The sequence below is a fragment of the Streptomyces sp. NPDC096013 genome, from assembly GCF_044763565.1.
GTDB lineage: Bacteria > Actinomycetota > Actinomycetes > Streptomycetales > Streptomycetaceae > Streptomyces.
In genome coordinates, this window is the sequence record NZ_JBIWGK010000001.1 from 1,637,064 (window position 1) to 1,661,377 (window position 24,314).

The 24,314-nt window shown below is 70.7% G+C and carries 25 protein-coding genes; 6 read left to right on the top strand and 19 right to left on the bottom strand.

What is annotated here, in order from left to right:
- Positions 1-23: 23 nt before the first annotated feature.
- The 8 genes from ACIRB1_RS06865 to ACIRB1_RS06900 form a co-directional block, all read right to left on the bottom strand.
- Positions 24-806, bottom strand: coding sequence for a DUF3159 domain-containing protein (locus ACIRB1_RS06865; RefSeq protein ID WP_352178089.1), 783 nt, complete (start codon positions 804-806; stop codon positions 24-26).
- Between the two features lie 3 nt (positions 807-809).
- Entirely contained in the window at positions 810-1,208 is a 399-nt protein-coding gene (locus ACIRB1_RS06870) for an OB-fold nucleic acid binding domain-containing protein (protein WP_403464794.1), read from the bottom strand.
- Between the two features lie 45 nt (positions 1,209-1,253).
- Positions 1,254-1,937, bottom strand: coding sequence for a response regulator (locus ACIRB1_RS06875; RefSeq protein WP_328828226.1), 684 nt, complete (start codon positions 1,935-1,937; stop codon positions 1,254-1,256).
- The gene (locus ACIRB1_RS06880) at positions 1,934-4,528 is read right to left on the bottom strand and encodes an ATP-binding protein (protein ID WP_403464795.1); all 2,595 of its coding nucleotides are present in this window, start codon (positions 4,526-4,528) and stop codon (positions 1,934-1,936) included. Before ACIRB1_RS06880 ends, ACIRB1_RS06875 begins: the two co-directional genes overlap by 4 nt.
- 161 nt (positions 4,529-4,689) lie before the next feature.
- Positions 4,690-5,865 carry an alginate lyase family protein gene (locus ACIRB1_RS06885; protein WP_403464796.1) on the bottom strand — a complete coding sequence of 392 codons (1,176 nt, stop codon included), beginning with the start codon at positions 5,863-5,865 and terminating at the stop codon, positions 4,690-4,692.
- 196 nt (positions 5,866-6,061) lie between these two features.
- Positions 6,062-6,817: a DUF3710 domain-containing protein gene (locus ACIRB1_RS06890; RefSeq protein WP_352178091.1), complete on the bottom strand. Its 756-nt coding sequence runs from the start codon at positions 6,815-6,817 to the stop codon at positions 6,062-6,064.
- 1 nt (position 6,818) lies between these two features.
- The gene (gene dut, locus ACIRB1_RS06895) at positions 6,819-7,343 is read right to left on the bottom strand and encodes a dUTP diphosphatase (protein ID WP_352178092.1); all 525 of its coding nucleotides are present in this window, start codon (positions 7,341-7,343) and stop codon (positions 6,819-6,821) included.
- Positions 7,340-7,924 carry a PaaI family thioesterase gene (locus ACIRB1_RS06900; RefSeq protein ID WP_352178093.1) on the bottom strand — a complete coding sequence of 195 codons (585 nt, stop codon included), beginning with the start codon at positions 7,922-7,924 and terminating at the stop codon, positions 7,340-7,342. The genes dut and ACIRB1_RS06900 overlap by 4 nt, the downstream gene beginning before the upstream one ends.
- A gap of 113 nt (positions 7,925-8,037) precedes the next feature.
- Between ACIRB1_RS06900 and ACIRB1_RS06905 the strand changes: the two genes are divergently transcribed.
- Positions 8,038-8,502 carry a DUF3093 domain-containing protein gene (locus ACIRB1_RS06905; RefSeq protein WP_352178094.1) on the top strand — a complete coding sequence of 155 codons (465 nt, stop codon included), beginning with the start codon at positions 8,038-8,040 and terminating at the stop codon, positions 8,500-8,502.
- Here ACIRB1_RS06905 and ACIRB1_RS06910 read toward each other — a convergent pair.
- From ACIRB1_RS06910 to ACIRB1_RS06925, 4 genes are all read right to left on the bottom strand, one after another.
- On the bottom strand, positions 8,499-9,416 hold the full coding sequence (locus ACIRB1_RS06910) for a hypothetical protein (protein ID WP_352178095.1): 918 nt from the start codon (positions 9,414-9,416) through the stop codon (positions 8,499-8,501). The two genes, ACIRB1_RS06905 and ACIRB1_RS06910, sit on opposite strands and share 4 nt — an antisense overlap.
- Positions 9,417-9,429: 13 nt before the next feature.
- Positions 9,430-9,726 carry a DUF4193 domain-containing protein gene (locus ACIRB1_RS06915; RefSeq protein ID WP_005481602.1) on the bottom strand — a complete coding sequence of 99 codons (297 nt, stop codon included), beginning with the start codon at positions 9,724-9,726 and terminating at the stop codon, positions 9,430-9,432.
- Between the two features lie 395 nt (positions 9,727-10,121).
- Positions 10,122-11,372 carry a HAMP domain-containing sensor histidine kinase gene (locus ACIRB1_RS06920; RefSeq protein ID WP_352178096.1) on the bottom strand — a complete coding sequence of 417 codons (1,251 nt, stop codon included), beginning with the start codon at positions 11,370-11,372 and terminating at the stop codon, positions 10,122-10,124.
- Between the two features lie 6 nt (positions 11,373-11,378).
- Positions 11,379-12,032, bottom strand: a complete 654-nt coding sequence (locus ACIRB1_RS06925) for a response regulator transcription factor (protein WP_103549594.1) — start codon at positions 12,030-12,032, stop codon at positions 11,379-11,381.
- A 415-nt stretch (positions 12,033-12,447) separates the two neighbouring features.
- On the opposite strand from ACIRB1_RS06925, the gene ACIRB1_RS06930 reads away from it, so the two are divergent.
- Entirely contained in the window at positions 12,448-12,621 is a 174-nt protein-coding gene (locus tag ACIRB1_RS06930; protein ID WP_019061061.1) for a hypothetical protein, read from the top strand.
- A gap of 104 nt (positions 12,622-12,725) precedes the next feature.
- Here the strand turns inward: ACIRB1_RS06930 and ACIRB1_RS06935 are convergent, their stop codons facing one another.
- Together ACIRB1_RS06935 and ACIRB1_RS06940 are read right to left on the bottom strand one after the other, a co-directional pair.
- Complete coding sequence (locus tag ACIRB1_RS06935) at positions 12,726-13,541, bottom strand: inositol monophosphatase family protein (RefSeq protein WP_352178097.1); 816 nt, start codon at positions 13,539-13,541, stop codon at positions 12,726-12,728.
- Positions 13,542-13,549: 8 nt separating this feature from the next.
- The gene (locus ACIRB1_RS06940) at positions 13,550-14,677 is read right to left on the bottom strand and encodes a ferrochelatase (protein WP_403464797.1); all 1,128 of its coding nucleotides are present in this window, start codon (positions 14,675-14,677) and stop codon (positions 13,550-13,552) included.
- Positions 14,678-14,889: 212 nt separating this feature from the next.
- Between ACIRB1_RS06940 and ACIRB1_RS06945 the strand changes: the two genes are divergently transcribed.
- Entirely contained in the window at positions 14,890-16,134 is a 1,245-nt protein-coding gene (locus ACIRB1_RS06945) for an MFS transporter (RefSeq protein WP_403464798.1), read from the top strand.
- Entirely contained in the window at positions 16,094-17,413 is a 1,320-nt protein-coding gene (locus ACIRB1_RS06950; protein WP_403464799.1) for a D-arabinono-1,4-lactone oxidase, read from the top strand. The genes ACIRB1_RS06945 and ACIRB1_RS06950 overlap by 41 nt, the downstream gene beginning before the upstream one ends.
- On the opposite strand, the gene ACIRB1_RS06955 is transcribed toward ACIRB1_RS06950, so the two are convergent.
- Positions 17,337-18,089: a hypothetical protein gene (locus ACIRB1_RS06955; protein WP_403464800.1), complete on the bottom strand. Its 753-nt coding sequence runs from the start codon at positions 18,087-18,089 to the stop codon at positions 17,337-17,339. The genes ACIRB1_RS06950 and ACIRB1_RS06955 overlap by 77 nt on opposite strands.
- A 470-nt stretch (positions 18,090-18,559) precedes the next feature.
- Between ACIRB1_RS06955 and sepH the strand changes: the two genes are divergently transcribed.
- A complete protein-coding gene (sepH, locus tag ACIRB1_RS06960) occupies positions 18,560-19,585 on the top strand; it encodes a septation protein SepH (protein ID WP_266773300.1) in 1,026 nt (341 codons plus the stop codon).
- Positions 19,586-19,700: 115 nt separating this feature from the next.
- On the opposite strand, the gene ACIRB1_RS06965 is transcribed toward sepH, so the two are convergent.
- Positions 19,701-20,552: a sulfurtransferase gene (locus ACIRB1_RS06965; RefSeq protein WP_403464801.1), complete on the bottom strand. Its 852-nt coding sequence runs from the start codon at positions 20,550-20,552 to the stop codon at positions 19,701-19,703.
- 321 nt (positions 20,553-20,873) lie between these two features.
- Here ACIRB1_RS06965 and ACIRB1_RS06970 point away from each other — a divergent pair, with 321 nt between their 5' ends.
- Positions 20,874-21,677, top strand: a complete 804-nt coding sequence (locus ACIRB1_RS06970) for a VOC family protein (RefSeq protein WP_352178103.1) — start codon at positions 20,874-20,876, stop codon at positions 21,675-21,677.
- Between the two features lie 62 nt (positions 21,678-21,739).
- Here the strand turns inward: ACIRB1_RS06970 and ACIRB1_RS06975 are convergent, their stop codons facing one another.
- The 3 genes from ACIRB1_RS06975 to ACIRB1_RS06985 are packed head-to-tail and all read right to left on the bottom strand — an operon-like array spanning position 21,740 to position 24,271.
- Entirely contained in the window at positions 21,740-22,387 is a 648-nt protein-coding gene (locus ACIRB1_RS06975) for a thymidine kinase (protein ID WP_352178104.1), read from the bottom strand.
- A 43-nt stretch (positions 22,388-22,430) separates the two neighbouring features.
- Positions 22,431-23,675 (bottom strand): nucleotide pyrophosphatase/phosphodiesterase family protein, encoded by a 1,245-nt coding sequence (locus ACIRB1_RS06980; RefSeq protein ID WP_352178105.1) that lies wholly within the window; start codon positions 23,673-23,675, stop codon positions 22,431-22,433.
- Positions 23,675-24,271, bottom strand: a complete 597-nt coding sequence (locus ACIRB1_RS06985; RefSeq protein WP_078652624.1) for a DUF5998 family protein — start codon at positions 24,269-24,271, stop codon at positions 23,675-23,677. Before ACIRB1_RS06985 ends, ACIRB1_RS06980 begins: the two co-directional genes overlap by 1 nt.
- Between the last annotated feature and the right edge of the window lie 43 nt (positions 24,272-24,314).

Here is a 24,314-nt window from a genome sequence, read left to right on the forward strand (position 1 = left end):
ACGCGTCGCGGTCGTGGTGGGAACTACGCGTCGCGCCGGTGCCGTCCCGGCGTGGCGTCCTGGCCCTCGCCGGTGGCCTCGGCGGCGGCTGCCTTGCGCTCCTTCTCCGCCTGCTCCTCCGCCTCCATCTCCGCGAACACGTCGATCGGCGCGGGTGCCTTCGCGAGGAAGACCCAGGTGAGCCAGACGGCGAGGAGGAAGGGCGGGATCTTCAACGCGACCAGGACCCAGCCGAGTTGGGCGGTGTTGGCCCACCAGTAGAGCGGGAAGAGGATCGCGCACTTGGCGAGCAGGATCAGGCCCCAGGCCCAACTGGCCTTCGCGTAGGCCTTCTTGCGGCCGGGGTTGCGGGTCCGCCAGGAGAGGTTCTCCTTGAAGACCGGGCCGAGGATGAGGCCGATGAGCGGGACGCCCGCGAGGGTGGTGATGATGTACGCGAGCGCCAGGCCCAGCGTGTAGAGCATGCCGGGGAGGTAGAAGTTCTTCGCGTTGCCCGTCATCATCGCGAAGACCACACCGAAGGCGACGCCGAAGACACCGCTGAAGGCGTGCTTCACGGTGTCCCGGGTGGCCAGCCGGACCACGACCAGGGCCAGCGCGACGACCAGGGCGGCGATCGCCGACCAGTGCAGGTTCTTGTTGACGGTGAAGATGCTGACGAAGAGCAGCCCGGGCAGGACCGTCTCGATCATGCCGCGCAGTCCGCCGAACGCCTCGAAGAGGGCCGCCTCGGTCACCGCCCGGACATCCTGCTCGCTGTCTTCGGCGTCCACGGTCTCCGCGGTCGGCTTGTCGAGCGACGTCACCGGCTACTCCCGTCCGAGGGGTTTCAGTTCGTATTTCGGGTTGAAGAGCACGCGGCGGCCTCTGCTCATCGAGATCCGGCCGGACGCGATCAGCTTGCGCCCCGGTTCTATCCCCACGATGGAGCGCCTGCCGAGCCACACCACGTCCAGGGCGGCGGAGCCGTCGAACAACTCGGCCTCCAGGGCCGGGACTCCCGCCCGGGGGCGCAGCGTGACCGTGCGCAAGGTACCAGTAACCGTCACGATCTGTCGGTCGTGGCAGTCGCCGATCCGGACACAGCCCTCGGTCTCGGCGTCCTCACGCAGCTCCTCCGACTCCAGGTCCTCCTGCGAGGTGGAGAGCCGGTCGAGCATGCGCCGGAACCGGCCGACCGGCTTCTCGGAACGTGGGACAGCGCTCATATCTGAAGCGTACCGGGGTCCACCGACAGCGACGCACCCACGCCCTCAGCGCTCGAACCGGTAGCCCATACCGGGCTCCGTGATGAAGTGCCGGGGATGGGCGGGGTCCGTCTCCAGCTTCCGCCGCAGCTGTGCCATGTACACGCGGAGATAGTTCGTCTCCGTCCCGTACGACGGCCCCCACACCTCCTGGAGCAGCTGCTTCTGGCTGACCAGCCGCCCGGTGTTGCGCACCAGCACCTCCAGCAGATGCCACTCCGTGGGGGTCAGCCGTACGTCCCGTCCGTCCCGGTGCACCTTCTTGGCGGCGAGGTCGACGGTGAACTCCTCGGTCTCGACCAGGACGTCGTCCTCGCCGGCCCCGGTGGGCTCGGCCCGGCGCACGGCGGCCCGCAGCCGGGCCAGCAGCTCGTCCATCCCGAACGGCTTGGTGACGTAGTCGTCGGCTCCCGCGTCCAGCGCCTCCACCTTCTCGTCGGAGGAGTGCCGCGCGGACAGCACCAGGATCGGCACCCGGGTCCAGCCGCGCAGCCCGCGGATCACCTCGACGCCGTCCATGTCGGGCAGCCCCAGGTCGAGGACGACCACGTCCGGATGCCGGGAGGCGGCGAGGTCGAGGGCGGTCTTGCCGTCGGCGGCCGCGTCGACCTCGTACTTCCGCGCCTTGAGGTTGATCACGAGGGCCCGCACGATCTGCGGCTCATCCTCGACCACGAGGACCCTGGTCATGAGGCCTGCCTTTCCGTTTGCACGTCCTGCGTGTCTCGCATGTCCCGCGTCTCTTGCGTGTCTTCTACGGCGCTGTCGGCCGTCCCGGCTTCGAAGGGCTCCGCAGCGCGGAGGGTGAGGACCATGGTGAGGCCGCCGCCGGGGGTGTCCTCGGCGTTCAGGGTGCCGTTCATGGCCTCGCTGAAGCCACGCGCCACGGCGAGCCCGAGTCCGACTCCCGCGCCGCGCGGGGCGTCGCCGTAGCGCTGGAAGGGCTCGAAGATGCGGTCCTTGGCCTCGTCGGGGACTCCCGGGCCCCGGTCGACCACCCGTACCTCCACGCGGTCGGCGATGGCGCTGGCGGAGACGAGGACGGTTTCGCCGGGCGGGCTGTACTTGACCGCGTTCTCCACGAGGTTGGCCACCGCGCGTTCCAGCAGCCCGGGGTCGACGGCGACCATGGGCAGCGTCTCCGGGATGTCCAGTTCGGCGCTGCCTTCGGGGACCCCGCCCAGCGCCATCGGCACCACCTCGTCGAGGTCTATCTCGCGGATGATCGGCGTGACCGTGCCGGTCTGGAGGCGGGACATGTCGAGGAGGTTGCCCACGAGATGGTCGAGCCGGTCGGCGCCGTCCTCGATGCCCTCCAGCAGCTCGGCCCGGTCCTCCTCGGACCACGCCACGTCGTCGGAGCGCAGGGAGGAGACGGCCGCCTTGATGCCGGCCAGCGGGGTCCGCAGATCGTGGCTCACGGCCGCCAGGAGGGCCGTACGGATGCGGTTGCCCTCGGCGAGCGCGCGGGCCCGGTCGGCCTCCTCACGCAGGCGCCTGCGGTCGAGGACGACGGCGGCCTGGGCGGCGAAGGCGGCGAGGACCCGGCGGTCGGAGGCGGGCAGGACGCGGCCGGTCAGCGCGAGGGCCATGTGGTCGCCGACGGGCATGTCCACATCGCCGTCCTCGGGCCGCTCCAGCGGCGCTCCCACGCCGACCCGGCCGGCGCAGGTCCAGGGCTCCACGTCGCTCTTGCGCTCCAGCAGGGCGACGGACTCCATGCCGAAGGTCTCGCGGACCCGTTCCAGGAGCGCTTCGAGGCTGGTCTCGCCGCGCAGCACGCTGCCCGCGAGGAAGGACAGGATCTCGGACTCGGCGCGCAGTCTGGCGGCCTGCTGGGTGCGTCTCGCGGCGAGGTCGACCACGGAGGCCACGGACACGGCGACGCCGACGAAGATCGCGATGGCGACGATGTTCTTGGGGTCGGCGATCGTCATCCGGTGCAGCGGAGGCGTGTAGTAGTAGTTCAGCAGGAACGATCCGACGGCCGCCGACACCAGCGCGGGAGCCAGCCCGCCGAGCAGCGCCGCCGCCACCGTCAGCGACAGGAAGAGCAGCATGTCGTTGGCGAGCCCGAGGTGGACGGCGTTCAGCAGGAACGCGAGCCCCACCGGGCCCACCACGCCGACCAGCCATCCGGAGACGATCCGGGTCCGCCCGAGCCGCGCGCCCCGGGCCACGGGCAGTCCGCGCCCCTTGGCGACCTCTTCGTGGGTGACGATGTGGACGTCCAGGTCGGGTCCGGACTCGCGGGCGACCGTGGTGCCCACCCCCGGCCCGAAGACGTACTGCCAGGTCTTGCGGCGCGAGGAGCCGAGGACGATCTGGGTGGCGTTGACCCCGCGCGCGAAGTCGAGCAGCGCGGCCGGGATGTCGTCGCCGACGACGTGGTGGAAGGTGCCGCCGAGGTCCTCGGCGAGGGTGCGCTGGACGGCGAGTTCCTTCGGGGAGGCCGAGGTCAGGCCGTCGCTGCGGGAGATGTAGACGGCCAGCACCTCACCGCCGGCCCCCTTCTCGGCGAGCCGTGCGGCCCGGCGTATCAGCGTCCGCCCTTCGGGGCCGCCGGTCAGTCCTACGACGATCCGCTCGCGCGAACCCCAGATCGCCGAGACCTGGTGCTCGCTGCGGTACTCCTGGAGGTACTCGTCGACCCGGTCGGCCACCCACAGGAGGGCCAACTCCCGCAGGGCGGTGAGGTTTCCGGGCCGGAAGTAGTTAGAGAGGGCCGCGTCGACCTTGTCGGGCCGGTAGATGTTGCCGTGCGCCATGCGGCGGCGGAGCGCCTGGGGCGACATGTCGACGAGTTCGATCTGGTCGGCCCGGCGGACGACCTCGTCCGGGACGGTCTCCTGCTGCCGCACTCCGGTGATGGACTCGACGACGTCGCCGAGGGACTCCAGGTGCTGGATGTTGACGGTGGAGACGACGTCGATGCCGGCCGCGAGGAGTTCCTCGATGTCCTGCCAGCGCTTGGTGTTGCGGGAGCCCGGGATGTTGGTGTGGGCGAGTTCGTCCACCAGGGCGACCGCGGGGGCCCGGCGCAGCACCGCGTCGACGTCCATCTCGGTGAAGACGGTCCCCCGGTACGCGAGCTCCGCGCGCGGGACCTGCTCCAGGCCGTGGAGCATCACCTCGGTACGGGCCCTCCCGTGGTGCTCCACGAAGGCGACCACGCAGTCGGTTCCCCGCTCCACCCTGCGGTGGGCCTCGGACAGCATGGCGTAGGTCTTGCCCACGCCCGGTGCCGCACCGAGATAGATCCGAAGCTTGCCGCGTCCCATGGCCCCATTGTCTTCCCGTCACCGCTGTGTACGCAGCGTCGACTTTACGGCCAATAAGTCCGACAAATGGGGTGGGGCGTGCGCCGGGAGACGTCTTTGACACATCCCTGATGCCCGTACGGCACCGTCGGCACCGTACGGGCATCAGGGCGGGGCGCTGTTCAGTTGGGGTTGTCGCCGTGCGTGAGGGTCTCCCAGGCCACGAAGAGGTTGTTCGTGCCGGCCGGGCGGTTGTTCTGGGTGAGGGTCTGGGTGTTGGTCATCGCGATGCCCAGCCGGTTGTGCAGCGCGTTGTACCCGACCTCGGTGACCGGCCCGAGCCCGAGGTTCAGGGAGCCGCCGCACAGCCAGCTCGGGACGGCGGCCCCCAGCTGGTACTTGGCCTGGAATCCGAGCGCCTGCCGCAGCCGCTCGCCCACGTCCGTGCCGTACAGGTCGGTGCCCTGGATGCGGCTGGTCTCGGCGACGTGCGAGATCGACGAGATGCCGTACCCGGTGTGCGTGAGGTCGCGGCACGTCTCCTGGGTGAGGCCGGTGACGAAGGTCGACTGGCCCTGCCAGTAACTGACGATCTTGGCCGTGGTGTTGAGGTTCTGGCTCGGCACGGTCTTGGGCACGGAACCGTCCGAGGCGAGGTAGACGTACGCGGCCGTCCGCGTCCTGAAGAGCGCCATCGCCTTGTCGTACGACGTCCTGTCCTCCAGGAAGACGGAGATGCCGATGGCGGCGTCCATCATGGTCAGCTCCCAGTTCCCGTTGGAATTGGAGCCGTTGATGATCTCCGGGAGGTACACGTTCCGCAGCATGGTCGCGAAGCGGGCCGAGTTGGCCCACGTCCCGGTGTACGTGTACTTGATGATCTCGGCGGCCTTGGGCCAGGAGGCGCCGGCCCAGCCGGTCTGGAGGGGCGCGTTGCTGTTGGTGTGGCCGGTGATCGTGGCCGACCAGGCGTCCATGATCTCGATGGCCTTCTGGGCGTAGCGCGCGTCCTTGGTGATGTACCAGGCGAGCGCGTCGGTGTAGGCCGCGATGGCGTCCTCGCGCTCGTCGGTGCAGCCGTAGTTGGGGTTGGAGTAGGAGCCGCACTCGACGACGGCTCTGGGCTTCGGGGTCCGGCTCAGACTCGCGTAGGAGCTGGCCATCATCTGGTCGTAGGCACCCTTCCAGGGCTGGGCGCCGGCGAGGGCCTCGGTGCGGGCGAAGTCCAGCTGGCTCCTGGAGACGTCGACTCCGGGGTGGACGAAGGTGGCGGGGGCGGCCTGGGCGGTGGTGCCGGGCTGGGCGAAGAAGCCCAGGACCAGCGCGGTGACGACGGAGAGCAGGGCAGCGCGGCGCACGGTGACTCCGTTCTCGTATGTGAACACAGAGCACCCTCATGAACATGGGCGTTGAGCCGAGACGATAGGTACAGACCAATACGCCGTCAAGAGTCCCCGCATGCCGAACACGCCGAAAGGGCCGCACCCCGGGGAGGGGTACGGCCCTTTCGGCTACGACTGTGCCGTACGGCGTGTTCCCGTACGTCTCTTCCCGCTAGCGGACCTCGGTGATCTCCGGTCCGCGCTGCAACTGGCCCATGCCGCCGGAGAAGCGGGAACCCGCCTCCTCCTGCTGGACACCCTCGGGAACCATCTGCGCGTCGTTCGGCAGCTTCAGGACGATCGGGTCGCGGGGCGCCATCGGGCCCTCGCCGCGCACGACGACCGTGTCCCGGAAGATCTGCTCCAGCAGACCGGCCGCCTGCGGCTGTACCGCGCCCTGCCCGGAGATCACCCCGCGCAGGAACCAGCGCGAACCGTCCACACCGACGAACCGCACCACCTGGAAACCGCCCGTGCCGTCCGGCAGCTGCACTGGGACCTGCGCGCGCAGCTCCCAGCCCAGCGGTCCCTCGACCTCGTCGACGATGCCACCCTGCTGGGTGATGCCGCTGGCGATCTCCTCGCGGACCTCACCCCAGATGCCCTCGCGCTTGGGAGCGGCGAAGGCCTGCAACTGGATGGCACTGTCCTTGAGGACCACGGTGGCGGCGACGATCGCGTCACCCGCGACCTCGACCCGCAGCTCCATGCCGTCGACTCCCGGCACGAACAGACCGCCCAGGTCCACCCGGCCCTCGGCGGGGTCGCCGATCTCCGAGTCGTCCCAGGGTCCGTCGGGGCGGGGCTCCGGCTCGAGCTTCACGCGCTCGACCGGTCCGTCCGCCTCCGTGTCGACGTGGTCGACGACCTGCTCGGCCTCGCTCGCCGCGTCCTCGGCGGCAGTGCCCTTCTTGCGACGTCCGAACACGTCACTGTCCTTCCCGGTCGGATACGACCGAAGCGTATCGATTCCCACCCGTGGTGCCGCCCACGGCGGCATGACCGCCGGTGGACCCGAAGCCCCCCTCGGCCCGCGCCGAATCGGGAAGTTCCGCGACCTCCTGGAAGCGGACCCTCTCGACCTGCTGGACGACCAGCTGGGCGATCCGGTCGAAGCGCTCGAACCGTACCGACTCGTACGGGTCGAGATTCACCACGATCACCTTGATCTCCCCACGGTACCCGGCATCAACCGTCCCCGGGGCATTCACGAGGGCGACACCGCAGCGGGCGGCGAGCCCAGAACGAGGGTGCACGAAGGCCGCGTACCCCTCGGGGAGCGCGATAGACACCCCCGTGGGCAGTACGGCCCGTTCCCCCGGCTTCAGTTCCCGCTCCTCGGTGGTCCGCAGATCGGCTCCCGCGTCCCCGGGGTGCTCGTACGACGGAAGCGGTACGTCGGGGTCGACGCGGCGAATCAGCACGGCGAGCTCTTGACGGGGGCTACGGCTCACGGGTTCACCTCGAAGGCACGGGTACGCCGGACCTGGTCCGGGTCGTCCATGGCGGCCCGGATCTCCTGCGGGCGGCCGTTGTCGATGAAGTGGTCGACCTTCACCTCGATGAACAGGGCGTCGGCACGCACCGCGACGGGACCCTCGGGGCCGCCGATGCGTCCGGTGGCGGTCGAGTAGATCTTCCGGCCGGCCACCGCCGTCACCTCCGCCTCCAGGTACAGCACGGTGTCCACGGGCACCGGCCGGACGAAGTCGGTCTCCAGGCGGCCGGTCACCGCGATCGTGCGCAGCAGCCAGTTCAGCGAGCCGAGGGTCTCGTCCAGCGCGCTGGCGAGCACCCCGCCGTGCGCGAGGCCCGGGGCGCCCTGGTGGGCGGCCCGCACGGTGAACTCGGCGGTGATGGTCACGCCCTCACCGGCGCGCGCCGCCAGGTGCAGCCCGTGCGACTGGTCGCCGCCACATCCGAAACACTGTTCGTAGTGCGCACCGAGCAGCTCACCCGGCGCGGGCGCGTCAGGGTGCCGCACCGGTTTCACGGCGTCGGACGGGGGCTTAAGAGCTGGAGAAGTACCACTCACAGCCGCAGACCTTACCCGCCCGCCCGTCACCCACGGCCACCCTGCCTGACAGCGCTGCGCGCCGGGCCCCCCTGCTCCTGGCACCTTCCGGACACCGTGCCAAGCTTGCTTCCATGCAGCTTTCCGCCTCCCCCTACGACGAGCGCCTCACCGCCCCCCGTTCGTGGTGGTTCATCTCGTTCCTGGTGGGCGTCTCCTTCGCCCTGATCCTGCTGCCCTTCGGCACCCTGCCGCTGCTCGGCGGCCTGGTCGGCGGCACCGCGGCAGCATCCGTGATGGCCAGCTCCTACGGCTCGCTCCGCATCCGGATCGTGGGCGACCAGCTGATCGCCGGCGAGGCGAAGATCCCGGTGACGGCCCTGGGCGAGGCGGAGATCCTGGAGCCGGAGGAGGCCCGCGCCTGGCGGACCTACAAGGCCGACACCCGCGCCTTCCTGCTGCTGCGCTCGTACATCCCGAGGGCACTGCGCGTCGAGGTCACCGACCCGGAGGACCCGACGCCGTACCTGTATCTGTCGACCCGCGAGCCGGAGCGGCTGGCGGCGGCGCTGAAGACCGCGAAGGCGGCGGCCGCCTAATACCCGAGTTCCTTCGGGATCTCACCCATCCGGAGTGGGTCCGGCGGGGGCTCCAGGGGCGGGAGCTGGGGCAGCGCGTCCCACGGAATCTGGTTCTTGCGCAGGTCCTTGCGGATGCGCTCGGCGAGCTTCTTGGTGTCCCGGCGGTTCATGACCGCTCCGACGGCGGCGCCGACCATGAACGGCATCAGGTTCGGCAGGTCGCGGACCATCCGCTTCATGATCTGCTGGCGCAGCTCGCGCTTCATGTGGCCGTTCAGCGCGGTGCTCATGGTCGACGGTTTGGTCACGTCGATGCCGCGCTCCCCGGACCAGGAGTTCAGATACGCGACGCTGCGCTCCCGGAGATCGCCGGGCGGACGGACGCCGTAGACCTCGTACAGCTCGGCGATGAGCTTCAGCTCGATCGCGGCCACACCGGTGATCTCGGCGGCCAGTTCGGTGGGCATCGCGGGCGGCACCGGGAGCATCGCCGCGGCGCCGATGCCCGCGCCGACGGTCGACGTCGCGTTCGCCGCGCCCGCCACCAGTTTGTCGGCGAGCTGCTCGGGGCCGAGGCCCGGGAACTGCCGCCGAAGCGTCTGAAGGTCCCGTACGGGGATCCTCGGGGCTATGTCGATGATCCGGTCCGCGAGGTACGCCAGACCGGCCCTGGCCCGGCTGCCGCCCTTACGGACGCCTTCCTTGGCCTTGTCCCGGATCACCGCCGCCCGTCGTTTGGCGACGGGGGCGGCTGCGGGATCGTCCGCCGGCACCGGGAGGTCAGCCCGGTTCGCCGCCGGTTCGAGCGAGGCTGATCCCTGGTCGGATGAGCCCCGCTCGTCGTCACGCGCGCCATGAGGACCCACAGTCGGTCCTTCGTCCGCTCCCGATCGCCGGGAGCGGCGCTTCCAGGGTGGGGTCGAGCCAGTCACGGCCGACCCCTCCTCAGTCGCAGTCGCGGCAGATCGGCTGGCCGTTCTTCTCGCGGGCCAGCTGGCTGCGGTGGTGCACCAGGAAGCAGCTCATGCAAGTGAACTCGTCCTGCTGCTTGGGCAGCACCCGGACGGCCAGCTCTTCGTTCGAGAGGTCCGCTCCGGGCAGTTCGAGGCCTTCGGCGGCCTCGAATTCGTCGACGTCCACTGCGGAAGTCGACTTGTCGTTCCTACGCGCCTTGAGCTCTTCAAGGCTGTCCGAGTCGACGTCGTCGTCGGTCTTGCGTGGGGTGTCGTAATCCGTTGCCATGTCGCGCTCTCCCCCTCTGGGTGTCTGCGGTGTCTCCAGCGCACGTAACGCGTGAGAGGCCGGACTTGTGCCCGACCTGAGGCGGAGATTTTGCCTCACATCAAGGTCTGTTACTCAATCGACACCCAACCGGACCCCTCAAGAGTGATCGGCTTGGATGGCGAAGGGGACCGTACACGGTCCTCATGCCGCTCTTCAAAGGCACCTCATCGTGTACTTCCCGTGATCAAGACCCCCGAAAACCCGGATTTTCCCGGCTTTCCGACAGGGTGCATGATCACGGAGAGTAGATGGCCTGAAAATCGCGCTTGTGATCGATCACACACGGGGGTGCCGGAGAAGCGGCCAGGAAATTCCGCGCAAAGCGAACATCCTCGTGTGTCGGCGACATGATCTCAGATGGGCAGGGTGACTCGCATCACGAGTCCACCCCCCTCGCGGGGCTGGGCCAGGATGTGACCGCCGTGAGCGCGCGCCACGGAGCGCGCGATCGACAGACCGAGGCCCACGCCCTTGTCGCTGCCCGTTCGCTCCGTACGCAGCCGTCTGAAGGGCTCGAAGAGGTTGTCGACCTCGTACGCCGGGACCACCGGTCCCGTGTTCGAGACGACCAGCACCGCGTGGCCGTGCTGGACCTCGGTGGTGACCTCGACCCAGCCGTCCTCCGGCACGTTGTACCGCACCGCGTTCTGCACCAGGTTCAGGGCGATGCGCTCCAGCAGGACGCCGTTGCCCTGGACGACCGCGGGTTTCCGGTCGCCGCGGATCACCACGCCCTTGGCGGCCGCCTCGGCGTGCACCTGGTCGACCGCCTGCTCGGCGACCTCGGCGAGGTTCACCGGCTTGCGCTCGACGATCTGGTTGTCGCTGCGGGCGAGCAGCAGCAGGCCCTCGACGAGTTGCTCGCTGCGCTCGTTGGTGGCCAGCAGGGTCTTGCCGAGCTGCTGGAGCTCTATGGGGGCGCCGGGATCGGACAGATGCACTTCCAGGAGCGTGCGGTTGATCGCCAGCGGGGTGCGCAGCTCGTGCGAGGCGTTCCCCACGAAGCGCTGCTGGGCGGTGAACGCCCGCTGGAGCCGGTCCAGCATCTCGTCGAAGGTGTCCGCGAGTTCCTTGAGCTCGTCGTCCGGGCCGTCCAGCTCGATCCGGCGGGACAGGTCCGAGCCGGCCACCGCGCGGGCGGTGCGGGTGATCCGGCCCAGCGGGGACAGCACCCGGCCCGCCATCGCGTACCCGAACGCGAAGGCGATGATCGCGAGGCCGAGCAGGGCCAGCAGCGAGCGGCTGAGGAGGTTGTCCAGGGCGGCCTGCCGCTGGTGGTCGATGCACTCGCTGATCGCTGCGTTGAACTGGGTCAGCGGGATGTTGCTCGCGTTGTTCACCGCGGTGCAGCTGTCGCTGGTGACCTTGATCGAATCACCGTCGACGATCTTGAACAGTGGTTCGTTGCCCGTGTTCAGCGCCTGCGCGGCGAGCAGGTAGATGATCGACAGCAGCAGGATGCCGGCGATCAGGAACATGCCGCCGTACAGCAGCGTGAGCCTTATGCGGATGGTGGGACGCAGCCAGGGGAACGGCGGTTCGGGCCTTCTGGGGTCCCAGGTGGGCTTCGGTGGCGCCTGGGGAGGCGCGGGGGTCGTGGCCACAGTGGATCAGATCCGGTATCCGGAGCCGGGGACGGTGACGATGACCGCGGGCTCACCGAGCTTGCGGCGCAGGGTCATCACGGTGACGCGCACGACGTTGGTGAACGGGTCCGTGTTCTCGTCCCACGCCTTCTCCAGGAGCTGCTCCGCGGAGACGACGGCGCCCTCGCTGCGCAGCAGCACCTCCAGGACGGCGAACTCCTTGGGCGCGAGCTGGACTTCCTTGCCGTCGCGGAACACCTCGCGGCGGTTCGGGTCGAGCTTTATGCCGGCCCGCTCCAGGACGGGCGGCAGCGGCACGCTCGTGCGCCGGCCGAGGGCACGCACGCGTGCCGTCAGCTCGCTGAACGCGAAGGGCTTGGGCAGATAGTCGTCGGCGCCGATCTCCAGGCCCTCGACACGGTCGCTGACGTCGCCGGACGCGGTCAGCATCAGCACGCGGGTGGGCATGCCGAGCTCGACGATCTTGCGGCAGACGTCGTCCCCGTGCACGAGCGGGAGGTCCCGGTCGAGGACGACCACGTCGTAGTCGTTCACGCCGATGCGCTCCAGGGCGGCCGCGCCGTCGTACACGACGTCGACGGCCATGGCCTCCCGGCGCAGTCCGGTGGCCACCGCATCGGCGAGCAGCTGCTCGTCCTCGACGACGAGTACGCGCACGTCGCTTGTCCTTCCTCTGTCCACCCGCGTAGCGCGCCTCGGCGCACGCGGGCAGGGTCTTCGTGGCTGTGTGACCTCCATCCTGCCCTTTTCGGCCATAAGTCGGCTGTAAGGCGGCCTGGAGCGAGATGAAGGTCGGTGCGAGACCCGGGAATGCGGGATTTTCTCGGTGGGTTGAGGTTTCCACGGAAGGGAGCGGGGGGAGGACGGCTTTACACCCCGCGATCACGCTCTGCACGTGGCAAGCCACCTTGTGGTACGTCCAACCGCTTCCGCAGAGCGGGCGTGGGTGTCCGGCACCGTCGCCGCCCAGCCAGGGCAGCGCTGGGCACCCCATACCGCAGACGTGATCGCCCCTTCCGGACGGCACACCCCCGTGCCAAACGACCCACGACCCAGGACGAGGGGGCGCAGCATGGACGCATTCACCGCAGGACTTCTGCAGCGCATAAGGGCGACCGAGACCGACCTGACGCGGGCTCGTGACGAGGGCGACGACTTCCTCGTCGAGGTGGAACAGGCCGAGCTCGACGACCTGCGCCGCCTCGCCGCCGACCACGGTGTGGAGGTCGGCGCGACGAGCGTCTGATCAGTGCGGCCAGCGGAAAAGCAGGACCCCGGCGAATCCAGCGCCGGGGTCCTGCTGCTTTCGGCCCGTGCACCGTCGGGGCGGCCGGGCCGGTGTCGGGAGCGTCAGTCGTGCCAGGCCCCGAAGTCCTCCAACAGCCGCTGGAGGGGCTCGAAGACGCCAGGGGTGGCCGCGATCGCCAGATCACGTGCGGGGCGTTCTCCGGGGCGTCCACCGGTCAGGGCGCCCGCCTCCCGGGCGATCAGGTCGCCCGCGGCGAGGTCCCAGGGGTTCAGGCCCCGCTCGTAGTAGCCGTCGAGGCGGCCCGACGCCACGTCGCAGAGGTCGACCGCGGCCGAGCCGCCGCGCCGGATGTCGCGCAGCAGGGGGATCAACTTCTGGGCCACGTCGGCCTGGTGGGCGCGGACCTCGGTGACGTAGTTGAAGCCGGTGGAGACCAGCGCCTGCTCCAGGGGCGCCGTCGGGCGGCAGGCGAGCCTGCGTTCGCCCTCCCACGCGCCCGTGGCCCACGCTCCGCCGCCGAGCACCGCGTGGAACGTCTCGCCCCGCATCGGGACCGCGACGACCCCGGCGACGGTCTCGCCGTGCAGTTCGGCGGCGATGGAGACGGACCAAGTGGGCAGTCCGTAGAGGTAGTTGACCGTGCCGTCGAGCGGGTCGATGACCCAGCGGACGCCGCTGGTGCCCTCCACGGAGGCGCCCTCCTCACCCAGGAAGCCGTCGTCGGGGCGCTGTTCGGAGATCAGGTCGGTGATCAGCTTCTCGGCCGCGATGTCCATCTCGGTGACGACGTCGATCGGGCTGGACTTCGTGGCGGCGACGGCGAGGTCGGCCGGGCGCCCGTCCCGCAGCAGGGCGCCCGCCTTGCGGGCGGCGTCCTGGGCGAGGGCGAGCAGTTCCTGGTGCAGGGGGTCGGTCACGGCGCTCCTCAGGCGTAGGGGCTGTCGGCGCCCGCGGCGGCCGGGCGGGGGGCGCGGGCCGGGCAGCAGCCCACCGGGCAGAGGTTGTGGCTCGCGCCGAGCGCGCCCAGGGCGCAGGGGGTGACCTGCCGTCCGCTCTCGGCGGCGGCGCGCTCCAGGACCAGCTCGCGGACCGCGGCGGCGAAGCGCGGATCGGCGCCCACGGTGGCCGACCGGCGTACGGGCAGGCCCAGTTCTGCGGCCTTGGCCGTGGCCTCGGTGTCGAGGTCGTAGAGGACCTCCATGTGGTCGGAGACGAAGCCGATGGGGGCCATGACGACCGCGGGGACGCCGGCCGCGTGGCGCTCCTCCAGGTGGTCGCAGATGTCGGGCTCCAGCCAGGGGATGTGCGGGGCGCCGGAGCGGGACTGGTAGACGAGCTGCGAGGGGTGGTCGACGCCGGTGCGCTCGCGGACGGCGTCGGCGACCAGCCGGGCCACCTCCAGGTGCTCCTTGACGTACGCCCCGCCGTCCCCGTGGTCCTCGGCCGGGCCGGAGCTGTCGGCGGCGGCGATCGGGATGGAGTGGGTCGAGAAGGCGAGGTGCGCGCCGTCCCGGACGTCCTCGGGGAGGTCGGCGAGGGAGGCGACGACGCCGTCGATCATCGGCTCGAGGAAGCCGGGGTGGTTGAAGTAGTGGCGCAGCTTGTCGACCTTCGGGAGGTCGAGGCCCTCGGCCCGGAGGGCGGCCAGGGAGTCCGCGAGGTTCTCGCGGTACTGGCGGCACCCCGAGTACGAGGCGTAGGCGCTGGTGGCCAGGACCAGGATGCGGCGGCGCCCGTCGGCGACCATCTCGCGCAGGGTGTCCGTCAGGTACGGCGCCCAGTTGCGGTTGCCCCAGTAGACCGGCAGGTCCAGGCCATGGTCCGCGAAGTCCTTGCGGAGGGCGTCCAGGAGGGCGCGGTTCTGGTCGTTGATCGGGCTGACCCCGCCGAACAGGAAGTAATGCCGGCCCACTTCCTTGAGGCGTTCCTTGGGGATGCCTCGCCCACGCGTCACGTTCTCCAGGAACGGAACCACGTCGTCCGGGCCTTCGGGGCCGCCGAACGAGAGCAGGAGGAGGGCGTCGTAGGGGGTGGCATCGAGCGCGTCTGGCATGCCTCCGATCCTGCCACCCGCCACTGACAGCCGGGAAACGGCGGGGGGCCGGACGGAGATCCAGGCCCGTCACGTACGGAGATCCAGGCCCGTGACGGACGGGTGCAACGGGGCCCGCCTGCTCGTAAGCTGTATCAGCCGCATTCGCACCTTACGCAGCCGTCACCGCGGCACCACCGAGCCGCCCCAGCCCTTTCCCGACCGGAGACACCGTGCCCAGCCCCTATCGCGCCCTGTTCGCCGCACCCGGCTCCAAGGGCTTCTCCGCCGCGGGGTTCCTCGGCCGTATGCCGCTGTCGATGATGGGCATCGGCGTGGTCACGATGATCTCGCAGATCAACGGGCGCTACGGGCTCGCGGGCGCCCTGTCGGCCACCATCGCGCTGGCCGCCGCCGCGATCGGGCCGCGGATCTCGCGCTGGGTCGACCAGTACGGGCAGCGGCGGGTGCTGCGTCCGGCGACCCTGGTGGCGCTGACCGCGGCGGCCGGGCTGCTGCTGGCCGCCCGCTTCGCGTGGCCGGACTGGGTGCTGTTCGTGTGCGCCGCCGGCATCGGGTCGGTACCGAGCCTGGGCGCGATGGTCCGCGCGCGCTGGGCGGCGATCTACCGGGGCACCCCGCAACTGCACACCGCGTACTCCCTGGAGTCCGTGGTGGACGAGGTGTGCTTCATCTTCGGGCCGATCATCTCCATCGGGCTGTCCACGGCGTGGTTCCCGGAGGCGGGTCCCCTGCTGGCCGCCTGCTTCCTGGCGGTCGGCGTCTTCTGGCTGACCTCCCAGCGCGCCACCGAGCCCGCGCCGCATCCACGCGCGCGTGGCGACAAGGCCGGCGGCTCGGCGCTGCGCACGGCCGGTCTCCAGGTGCTGGTGGCCACCTTCGTGGCGACCGGGGCGATCTTCGGGGCGGTCGACGTGGTCACCGTGGCGTTCGCCGACGAACGCGGCCACAAGGGCGGCGCCAGCATCGTCCTCGCGCTGTACGCGGCGGGCTCCTGTGCGGCGGGGGTCGTGTTCGGGCTGATGCGCTTCCGGGGAGCCCCGGAACGTCGATGGCTGCTGGGCATATGCACGATGGCCGTGAGTATGATCCCCCTCCTACTGGTCGGAAACCTGCCGCTTCTGGCCGTGGCGCTGTTCCTTGCGGGCCTGTCCATCGCACCCACGATGATCACGACGATGTCCCTCATCGAAGAGCACGTACCACGCGCGAAGCTCACCGAAGGCATGACCTGGGTGAGCACCGGCCTTGCGGTCGGGGTCGCGCTCGGCTCCTCCGTCGCCGGCTGGGTGATCGACGCAGCCGGCGCGCGTGCCGGGTACGGGGTTCCGGTCGTCGCCGGTGCCGTCGCGGTCGCGGTCGGTTTCCTCGGGTACCGCCGGCTCAGCAGACCGGCGCCGGGTCGGGGAGGCACCGTTGAGCACCACAGCGAGCGCGAAGAACGGCACGTGGCGTAACTGGGGCGGTACGGTCGCGTCGCGGCCCGTGCGGGAGGTCTCGCCCGCCTCCGTGGAGGAGCTGGCCGCGGCCGTGCGGCGGGCCGGTGAGGACGGTCTGACGGTGAAGGCCGTCGGCACCGGGCACTCCTTCACGTCGATCGCCGCCACGGACGGTGTGTTGATCCGCCCTCAACTCTTGACCGGCATCCGCAACATTGATCGGGATGCCTTGACGGTCACGGTCGAGGCGGGCACCCCGCTCAAGAGACTCAACATGGCTCTCGCGCGCGAGGGTCTGTCGCTCACGAACATGGGCGACATCATGGAGCAGACCGTCTCCGGGGCGACCAGCACCGGCACCCACGGCACCGGCCGCGAGTCCGCCTCGATAGCCGCCCAGATCAAGGGACTTGAGCTGGTCACCGCGGACGGCTCGGTGCTCACCTGCTCCGAGAAGGAGAACCCCGAGGTCTTCGCGGCGGCTCGCATCGGCCTCGGCGCGCTCGGGATCATCACGGCGATCACGTTCGCCGTGGAGCCCGTCTTCCTGCTCACGGCCCGCGAGGAGCCGATGACCTTCGACGAGGTCACCGGACGCTTCGACGAACTCTGGGCCGAGAACGAGCACTTCGAGTTCTACTGGTTCCCCCACACCGGCAACACCAACACCAAGCGCAACAACCGCAGCGCGGGCCCCGAGAAGCCGGTGAGCCCCGTCTCCGGCTGGTTCGAGGACGAGTTCCTCTCCAACGGCGTCTTCCAGGTGGCCCAGTGGGTCGGCCGCGCGGCGCCCGGCACGGTTCCGTCGATCGCGCAGATCTCCAGCAAGGCCCTGTCGGCGCGGACGTACACCGACATCCCCTACAAGGTCTTCACCTCCCCGCGCCGGGTGCGGTTCGTGGAGATGGAGTACGCCGTCCCGCGCGAGGCGCTCGTCGAGACCCTGCGCGAGCTGAAGGCCATGGTCGACCGCTCGGACCTCAGGATCAGCTTCCCCGTGGAGGTGCGCACCGCCCCCGCGGACGACATCACCCTGTCCACCGCCTCCGGCCGGGACAGCGCCTACATCGCCGTGCACATGTTCAAAGGCACGCCCTATCAGGCGTACTTCACCGCCGCCGAGCGCATCCTCACCGCGCACGAGGGCCGTCCGCACTGGGGCAAGGTGCACACCCGGGACGCGGAGTACTTCGCCGGGGTCTACCCGCGCTTCGGCGAGTTCACGGCGTTGCGGGATCGGCTGGACCCTGATCGCCGCTTCCAGAACGACTACTTGCGGAGGGTCCTGGGTCAGTAGCCGACGCGCTCGGCGTGGGGGTCGGCGTACCGCCGCCGTCCGAAGCACCCGGTGTCGGCGTCGAACCGGCCGTCGTACCACCGCTCTTGGACGGTGTGCCGGTGTCGGTCGAGCCGGAGGACGGCTCCGGGGCGGGCGCCGAACCCTCCTGGGATTCGGACGGGGAGTCGGCCGGACTCGGCGTGGGGTCGCCGGACTTCGGGGACGAGGACGTGTCGTGGCCGGTGACGGCGGCGCTGACCGTGGTGCCCTTGCCGCCGCTGAAGCTGTCGCCGGACACCAGTTCGTAGACGGTGATCCCGGTCATCGTGACCCCGAAGACGAGGGCCGCGGCGAGCACCGGGCGCTTCCAACTGCCCACCCGCGCGCGGTAGACGGTGCCCTCGGTGAACTCGCCGGGGCGCGCGGGGGGTGGTCCCGGCTCCCTGGAGGTGACGGCCTCCTTGGGGGTGATCTTCGCCTCACGGAGCTGGGCGCCGGTTCTGCTGAAGAAGTGCTGGAAGACGGTGCCTCCGGAGGTGGCTATCGCGCTCACGACGCCGGCGCCGAGGATCGTGCCGTAGACCCCGAAGTAGGAGGCGAGCTTGGCGGCCACCACCGCCGCCACCGCGCTTCCGGCGACTTGAGGGACGCTCAGTTCGATCCGCTTCTTGCTGACATCGGGCACTTCACGCATTCCGGGGCCTTGCCTGCCTTTCCCGTACCTGATCAACTATCTGTACGACAAAGGGACGTACGGCCGAAACCAATAGTTCCGTTTCCGGCTTTTGCGTGAAGTACGCCACTTTCAAGATCGCCCGAACCCCGCCCCAGACCGCCAAGTCCCGCCCCCCACAAGAAGTTGGGCGGCGTGCCAATCCACGCACGTGGTCCAAATGGAGTACTGTTGCGAGCCCTGGGTCAGGCCTCCCGCCAGGGCGTCCACAGGCTTTTGGACCGCCCATAAGGGGCCCGTTGCACAGGGTGACGTAGTTGGTCACTTAGCGTTGCGAATAGGTAACCGTGCCATAACGGCGAGTCCGGGCCCGTGCCCGACACGCCGGGCAACTCGGCAAGGTTGTGGCAGGCTGCACCCGGGCAGGCCACACTCGACTAGCGGAAGCAGCGACGCACGTGACGTCGGCAGGCACCACCCGGGAGGTCCCCATGCCCGAACTGCGTGTCGTGGCCGTCTCTAACGACGGCACACGGCTGGTGCTGAAGGCTGCGGACAGCACGGAGTACACGCTTCCGATTGACGAGCGTCTGCGCGCCGCCGTACGCGGCGACCGTCCCCGCCTCGGCCAGATCGAGATCGAGGTGGAGAGCCATCTCCGCCCCCGAGACATTCAGGCACGTATACGCGCCGGCGCCTCCGCCGAGGAGGTCGCCCAGCTCGCCGGCATCCCCGTCGACCGGGTGCGCCGCTTCGAGGGCCCTGTCCTCGCGGAGCGCGCCTTCATGGCCGAGCGGGCCCGGAAGACTCCCGTCCGCCGCCCCGGCGAGAACGCGGGACCCCAGCTCGGCGAGGCCGTCCAGGAGCGCCTGACGCTGCGCGGTGCCGAGAAGGACACCGTCCAGTGGGACTCCTGGCGCCGCGACGACGGCACCTGGGAGGTCCTGCTGGTCTACCGGGTCGCGGGCGAACCGCACTCGGCGAGCTGGACGTACGACCCGCCCCGGCGGCTCGTCCAGGCCGTCGACGACGAGGCGCGCTCGCTGATCGGCGAGTCCGACGACCTCGCCTCGACGCCCGAGCCCAGCTTCCCGTTCGTGCCGCGGATCGCCCGGCTGCCCCGGGACCGGCCGTTGGACCGTGCCCTGGAGCGCCCGGAGCGTCCCGCGCTGCCGTCGCCGGAGCCGGTCGAGGAGAGCGAGCGCGACTCCCTGACCAGCCTCCTGGAGGCGGTGCCCAGCTTCCGCGGCGACATGGTGGTCCCCGAGCGCCCCTCGGAGACCCCGGAAGAGCCCGCCGTGGAACCGGAGGAGGAAGAGCCCCCGGCCCCCGCGGCCTCGGCCGGCTCGGCCTACGCGGACGTCCTGATGCCCCGCTCCGTGGGAGCCCACCGCGACCGCCTCATCGGCTCCACCGACCGCCAGGCGGAGGCGGACGGCGTCCGTCCGGGCCGCAGAGCGGCGGTGCCGAGCTGGGACGAGATCGTCTTCGGGACACGCAGGAAGAAGCAGGAGTAGCAGGAAACAGCAGGCGTGGTACGGCAGTTGCGCGTACGACGACGGGGGCCCGCACCGGTTCGGTGGCGGGCCCCCGTCGTCGTACGGAGATACGGCTACTCCGGTTGTACGGGCCCTACTGGGGGTCCGGGCCCACGGCGACCGGGCGTTCCGGGTCCGTGGACCACTCCGACCAGGAGCCCACGTAGAGCGCGGCCGGGATACCGGCGACCGCCAGGGCCAGCACCTCGTGGGCGCCGGAGACCCCTGAGCCGCAGTACACGCCGACGCCCGTGCCCTCCGTGGCGCCCAAGGACCTGAAGCGGGCGGCCAGTTGGTCCGCCGGGAGGAAGCGGCCGTCCGGGCCGACGTTCTCGTTGGTCGGGGCGGACAGGGCTCCCGGGATGTGGCCGCCGACGCGGTCGATCGGTTCCACCTCGCCCCGGTAGCGCTCCCCCGCGCGGGCGTCGAACAGGACGCCGGTGCGGGCGAGGGCGGCGGCTCCGTCGGCGTCCAGGAGGTCCATGGCACCCGGTTCCGGCGTGAAATCGCCCTCCTTGGGGGTCGGTGCGTCCGTCTCCAGAGACCCCTCCCAGGGGGGAAGGCCGCCGTCGAGGACCCGCACGTCCGGGTGACCCGTCCAGCGCAGCAGCCACCACGCGCGGGCCGCCGCCCAGCCCTGGCCGCCGTCGTACACGACGACCGGGCGGCCCGCCGACACGCCCGCGCGCCGCATCGCGGCACCGAAGCGCGCGGTGTCGGGCAGGGGGTGCCGGCCGCCGACGCCGGGGGCCGAGGCGAGTTCCTGATCGAGGTCCACGTAGACGGCGCTTGGGATGTGCCCGGTCGCGTAGGCGGCGTGGCCGTCGAAGGGGGGTTCACCTGCGGCCTTGGCGACGCTGAGCTGCCAGCGGACGTCGAGCAGGACGGGCGGGTTCGGTCCGGCCAGATCGGTCGCCAGTTCGGGTGCGGAGATGATGGCGTTCATGACCACCATCCTCGCGCAAGGGGTGGCCGCCGCGTCCAGGTCCGACTACTCTGCTCCGCCGGACAGTCTCGATCACGAGGCGTACGGGAACGAGCACATGCTGTACAACCGATGGACGCCCCCTGGCAATCGTCCGGAAACGGAGGAGAGGCCGCTGCTCGGCCATCCTCTCCACGTGAGCCGTCCGTCGACGGCGCGGCCGGGGCGCGGTGCGCCACAGGGGGTGCGAGCATCGGCACGGGGCGTGCACGCGGGTGCGGCACGCGGATCCGCAGAGCGGAAGCGACACGGCCACCGCAAGGGGCCTAGGAGAAGGTGACGATGACCGAGGCACGGGCGTCGGCCGGCCTGAACGGCGACACGCACACTCGGCGTACGCAGGGCACACCCTGCTGGGTGAGTCTGATGGTGCACGGGATGGCCACGACTCAGGAGTTCTACGGAGAGCTGTTCGGCTGGGAGTTCGAGCCCGGCCCGCAGCAGCTCGGCCCCTACGCACGGGCCCTGCTCGACGGGCAGGAAGTCGCCGGCATCGGCCAGCTGCCGCCGGACCGGCATCTGCCCATCGCCTGGACGCCGTATCTCGCCTCGGACGACGTCGACCAGACGGCCGAGACGGTACGGATGTGCGGCGGCACGGTCGGGGTGGGCCCCCTGGACGCGGCCGAGGCCGGCCGGCTGGCGATCGGCTCCGACCCCTCGGGGGCGGTGTTCGGCATCTGGCAGGCCGCCGACCACCTCGGCACGACCATCACCGGCGTGCACGGCACACCGGCCTGGAACGAACTGCTGACGTCCGAGACCGCGAACGTCGCCAAGTTCTACGAGGCGGTGTTCGGCTACGAGCAGCGGCCGGTGGCCTCCGCCGACTTCGACTACGTCACCCTCCACCTGGACGGCCACCCGGTGGCCGGCATCCACGGCGTCGGCACCGCCCTGCCCCGCGACCGGGGCCCGCACTGGATGACGTACTTCGAGGTCGCCGACGCGGACGAGGCACTCCGCCGTGTCGCGGAGCTCGGCGGGCACACGCTGGCCGCGCCCCACGACAGCCCGCACGGGCGCGTGGCCACGGTCGCGGACCCCGAGGGTGCGATGTTCTCGGTGATCGAGGGGCCGCGCTAGGACCTGTCCGACCATTCCCGTCGTCGCCCGCAGGGCAGCAGACGGGTATGGTCGGAAAGGCCCTAGGCCGACGTCATCGGCAGCACGTCGGGGGACAGGGCCGCCGCGCGGGCCGTGGCCGCCGTCATACGGCGGCGGTGGTGGCGGCGGCACAGGACCTCGTAGCCGACCGCTTCCGCCTGGTTGACGTCGCCCACGACGACCTGGGCGCCCTCGACGACCATCTCGCCGCCTATCGTGCGCGCGTTGTGGGTGGCGCGGGCGCCGCACCAGCACAGGGCCTCCACCTGGAGGACCTCCACGCGGTCGGCGAGTTCGACCAGGCGCTGGGAGCCGGGGAAGAGCTTGGAGCGGAAGTCGGTCGTAATTCCGAAGGCGTAGACGTCGAGGCCCAGATCGTCGACCACGCGCGCGAGCTGGTCGATCTGCACCGGGCCCAGGAACTGCGCCTCGTCGGCGATGACGTAGTCCGCCCGGCCGCCCTGGGAGAGGTGGTCGACGAGGTACGCGTACAGGTCCTGCTCGTCCTCGACCTCCACGGCGTCGGTGACCAGGCCGAGGCGTGAGGAAAGCTTTCCCTCGCCCGCGCGGTCGTCCCGGGTGAAGATCATCCCCGCCAGTCCGCGTGCCGAGCGGTTGTGCTCGATCTGGAGCGCCAGGGTCGACTTCCCGCAGTCCATGGTTCCGCAGAAGAACACCAGCTCGGGCATGGGGAGTTGAGCACCTTTCGGCAAGACGGAGGTCGGAGGGGCTTCAGGAGCGTACTTCGAGCAGCGGGACGAACTGCTCGGCGGGGGTCATCGAACCGTGGTTGCCGACCATCGCCGACTCCTTCGGTTCGCGCTCGGACGCGATGATCAGGACGTCGTCCCGGGCCGCCGCGATCACGTCGCCGAGACGGTCGTAGACGCGCTCGTCGATGTGCGGGCCGAACCAGCCCGCCGCGATCGCCTCGTCCCGGGAGGCCACCCAGAACTGCTCGCCGAGGACCTCGCGCCAGCAGGTCAGGACGTCGCTCTCGGCGCCGCGTACCGCGTAGACGTGGCGGGCGCGGCCCTCACCGCCGAGGAGGGCGACGCCGGCGCGCAGCTCCCAGTCCGCGTCGAAGTCGATGCGGTGCTCCTCGTCGAAGGGCACGTCGATCATGCCGTGGTCGGCGGTGACGTACAGGGCGCTGCGCGGCGGGAGTTGGCCGGCGAGGCGCTGGACGAGCCGGTCGACGTACATGAGTTGGCCGCGCCAGTTGTCGGAGGCGATGCCGTGGCGGTGGCCCGCGCCGTCGAGTTCGGCGTAGTACGTGTACACCAACGAGCGGCCCCCTGCGGCCAGTTGCTCGGCCGCGAGGTCCATGCGCTCCTCGCCGGTGAGCCGCCCGTGGAACGTCCCGCCGCTGAGCGCGACCTTCGTCAGCGGGGTGTTCTGGAAGGTCGGGGACGACACCTGGGCGGCGTGCACACCCGCGTCCTGGGCCAGCTGGAAGATCGTGGGGTACGGCTGCCAGGCCCCCGGCTTGGTCCACGGCTGCCAGCGGAGCTGGTTCATCAGCTCGCCGGTGGCCGGGTTGCGCACGGTGTAGCCGGGCAGGCCGTGGGCGCCGGGCGGCAGGCCGGTGCCGACGGAGGCAAGGGAGGTCGCGGTGGTCGCCGGGTAACCGGCGGTGAGGGGGCGCCCGGTGCCGCCGCGTGAGCTGCCGAGCAGTGCGTGCAGGTAGGGCGCCTCGTCGGCGTGGTCCTTGATCTGCTCCCAGCCGAGGCCGTCGATCAGGAAGACGCAGTTGCGGTCGGCCGGGGTCAGCTCCGGGATCGCCGCGGTCGTGCCGGGTACGCCCATGCCCGCGGCCAGCGTGGGCAGCAGGTCGGCCAGGGAGCCGGAGCCGTACTCGGGGACGGGCGCGGACTCGACGGGCAGGGGTTCCGGGTGGTCCCAGGCCGCGAAAGCGGGAGGGGTGGGCGCTGAGCGCCCTCGGTCATGGGCGGCGGAGGGAGACGGGTGGGACATCAGCGCGGAACGTCCGCGGTCGCCTCGGAGAGGGACTGGGCGAAGGCGAGGGTCTGCTGGACCGTCTCCGGGCCGTCGCCCGCCTCGCTGACGCGCAGGCTCAGGTCGTCCGCCGTCGAGTTGCCCGTGTAGCCGTGGTCCGCCTCGCAGTTGGGGTCGCCGCAGGCGGCCGGCTCCAGGTCGATCCGGGCGACGGCACCCCAGCCGATGGTCAGCACGACCTCCCGGGGCAGCGTGCCCGGGGTGTACGACTCCGGGTTGGCGACCACGCGGCTGAGCACCACGGACGAGATCCGGCCGAGCTTCACGGACTCCGTGGACGTCGTCGCGTACGGCGTCGGGGAGGTGCTGTCGGCGGCCTGCTCGTCGGTGTGGCTGACGATGAAGCGGTTGCCGGTGAGGACGAGCACGGTCACATGCCGGCGCACTTCGTTCTGGTCGAACGTGGTCTCCTGGTGGACCAGGAACGACCGGATCGGCTCGCCGCCCACGGCGGCCTCCACCGCCTCGGCCACGAGGGCCGGGTAGTAGCCGCTGCGCTCGATCGCCGCACGCAGCCCCTGGGTCGTCGTACTGGTCTTGGCCATGACGTCCATCCTACGGTGGCGCACTGACTGCGAGGCACCGGTCAGGGCCGTC

Bases quoted from the DNA above. Each gene is read 5' to 3' on its own strand.
- ACIRB1_RS06870 (WP_403464794.1), bottom strand. From the start codon at position 1,208: ATGAGCGCTGTCCCACGTTCCGAGAAGCCGGTCGGCCGGTTCCGGCGC.
- ACIRB1_RS06875 (WP_328828226.1), bottom strand. From the start codon at position 1,937: ATGACCAGGGTCCTCGTGGTCGAGGATGAGCCGCAGATCGTGCGGGCC.
- ACIRB1_RS06880 (WP_403464795.1), bottom strand. From the start codon at position 4,528: ATGGGACGCGGCAAGCTTCGGATCTATCTCGGTGCGGCACCGGGCGTG.
- ACIRB1_RS06905 (WP_352178094.1), top strand. From the start codon at position 8,038: ATGCAGCTTTCCGCCTCCCCCTACGACGAGCGCCTCACCGCCCCCCGT.
- ACIRB1_RS06915 (WP_005481602.1), bottom strand. From the start codon at position 9,726: ATGGCAACGGATTACGACACCCCACGCAAGACCGACGACGACGTCGAC.
- ACIRB1_RS06930 (WP_019061061.1), top strand. From the start codon at position 12,448: ATGGACGCATTCACCGCAGGACTTCTGCAGCGCATAAGGGCGACCGAG.
- ACIRB1_RS06940 (WP_403464797.1), bottom strand. From the start codon at position 14,677: ATGCCAGACGCGCTCGATGCCACCCCCTACGACGCCCTCCTCCTGCTC.
- ACIRB1_RS06955 (WP_403464800.1), bottom strand. From the start codon at position 18,089: ATGCGTGAAGTGCCCGATGTCAGCAAGAAGCGGATCGAACTGAGCGTC.
- sepH (WP_266773300.1), top strand. From the start codon at position 18,560: ATGCCCGAACTGCGTGTCGTGGCCGTCTCTAACGACGGCACACGGCTG.
- ACIRB1_RS06965 (WP_403464801.1), bottom strand. From the start codon at position 20,552: ATGAACGCCATCATCTCCGCACCCGAACTGGCGACCGATCTGGCCGGA.
- ACIRB1_RS06970 (WP_352178103.1), top strand. From the start codon at position 20,874: ATGACCGAGGCACGGGCGTCGGCCGGCCTGAACGGCGACACGCACACT.
- ACIRB1_RS06975 (WP_352178104.1), bottom strand. From the start codon at position 22,387: ATGCCCGAGCTGGTGTTCTTCTGCGGAACCATGGACTGCGGGAAGTCG.
- ACIRB1_RS06980 (WP_352178105.1), bottom strand. From the start codon at position 23,675: ATGTCCCACCCGTCTCCCTCCGCCGCCCATGACCGAGGGCGCTCAGCG.
- ACIRB1_RS06985 (WP_078652624.1), bottom strand. From the start codon at position 24,271: ATGGACGTCATGGCCAAGACCAGTACGACGACCCAGGGGCTGCGTGCG.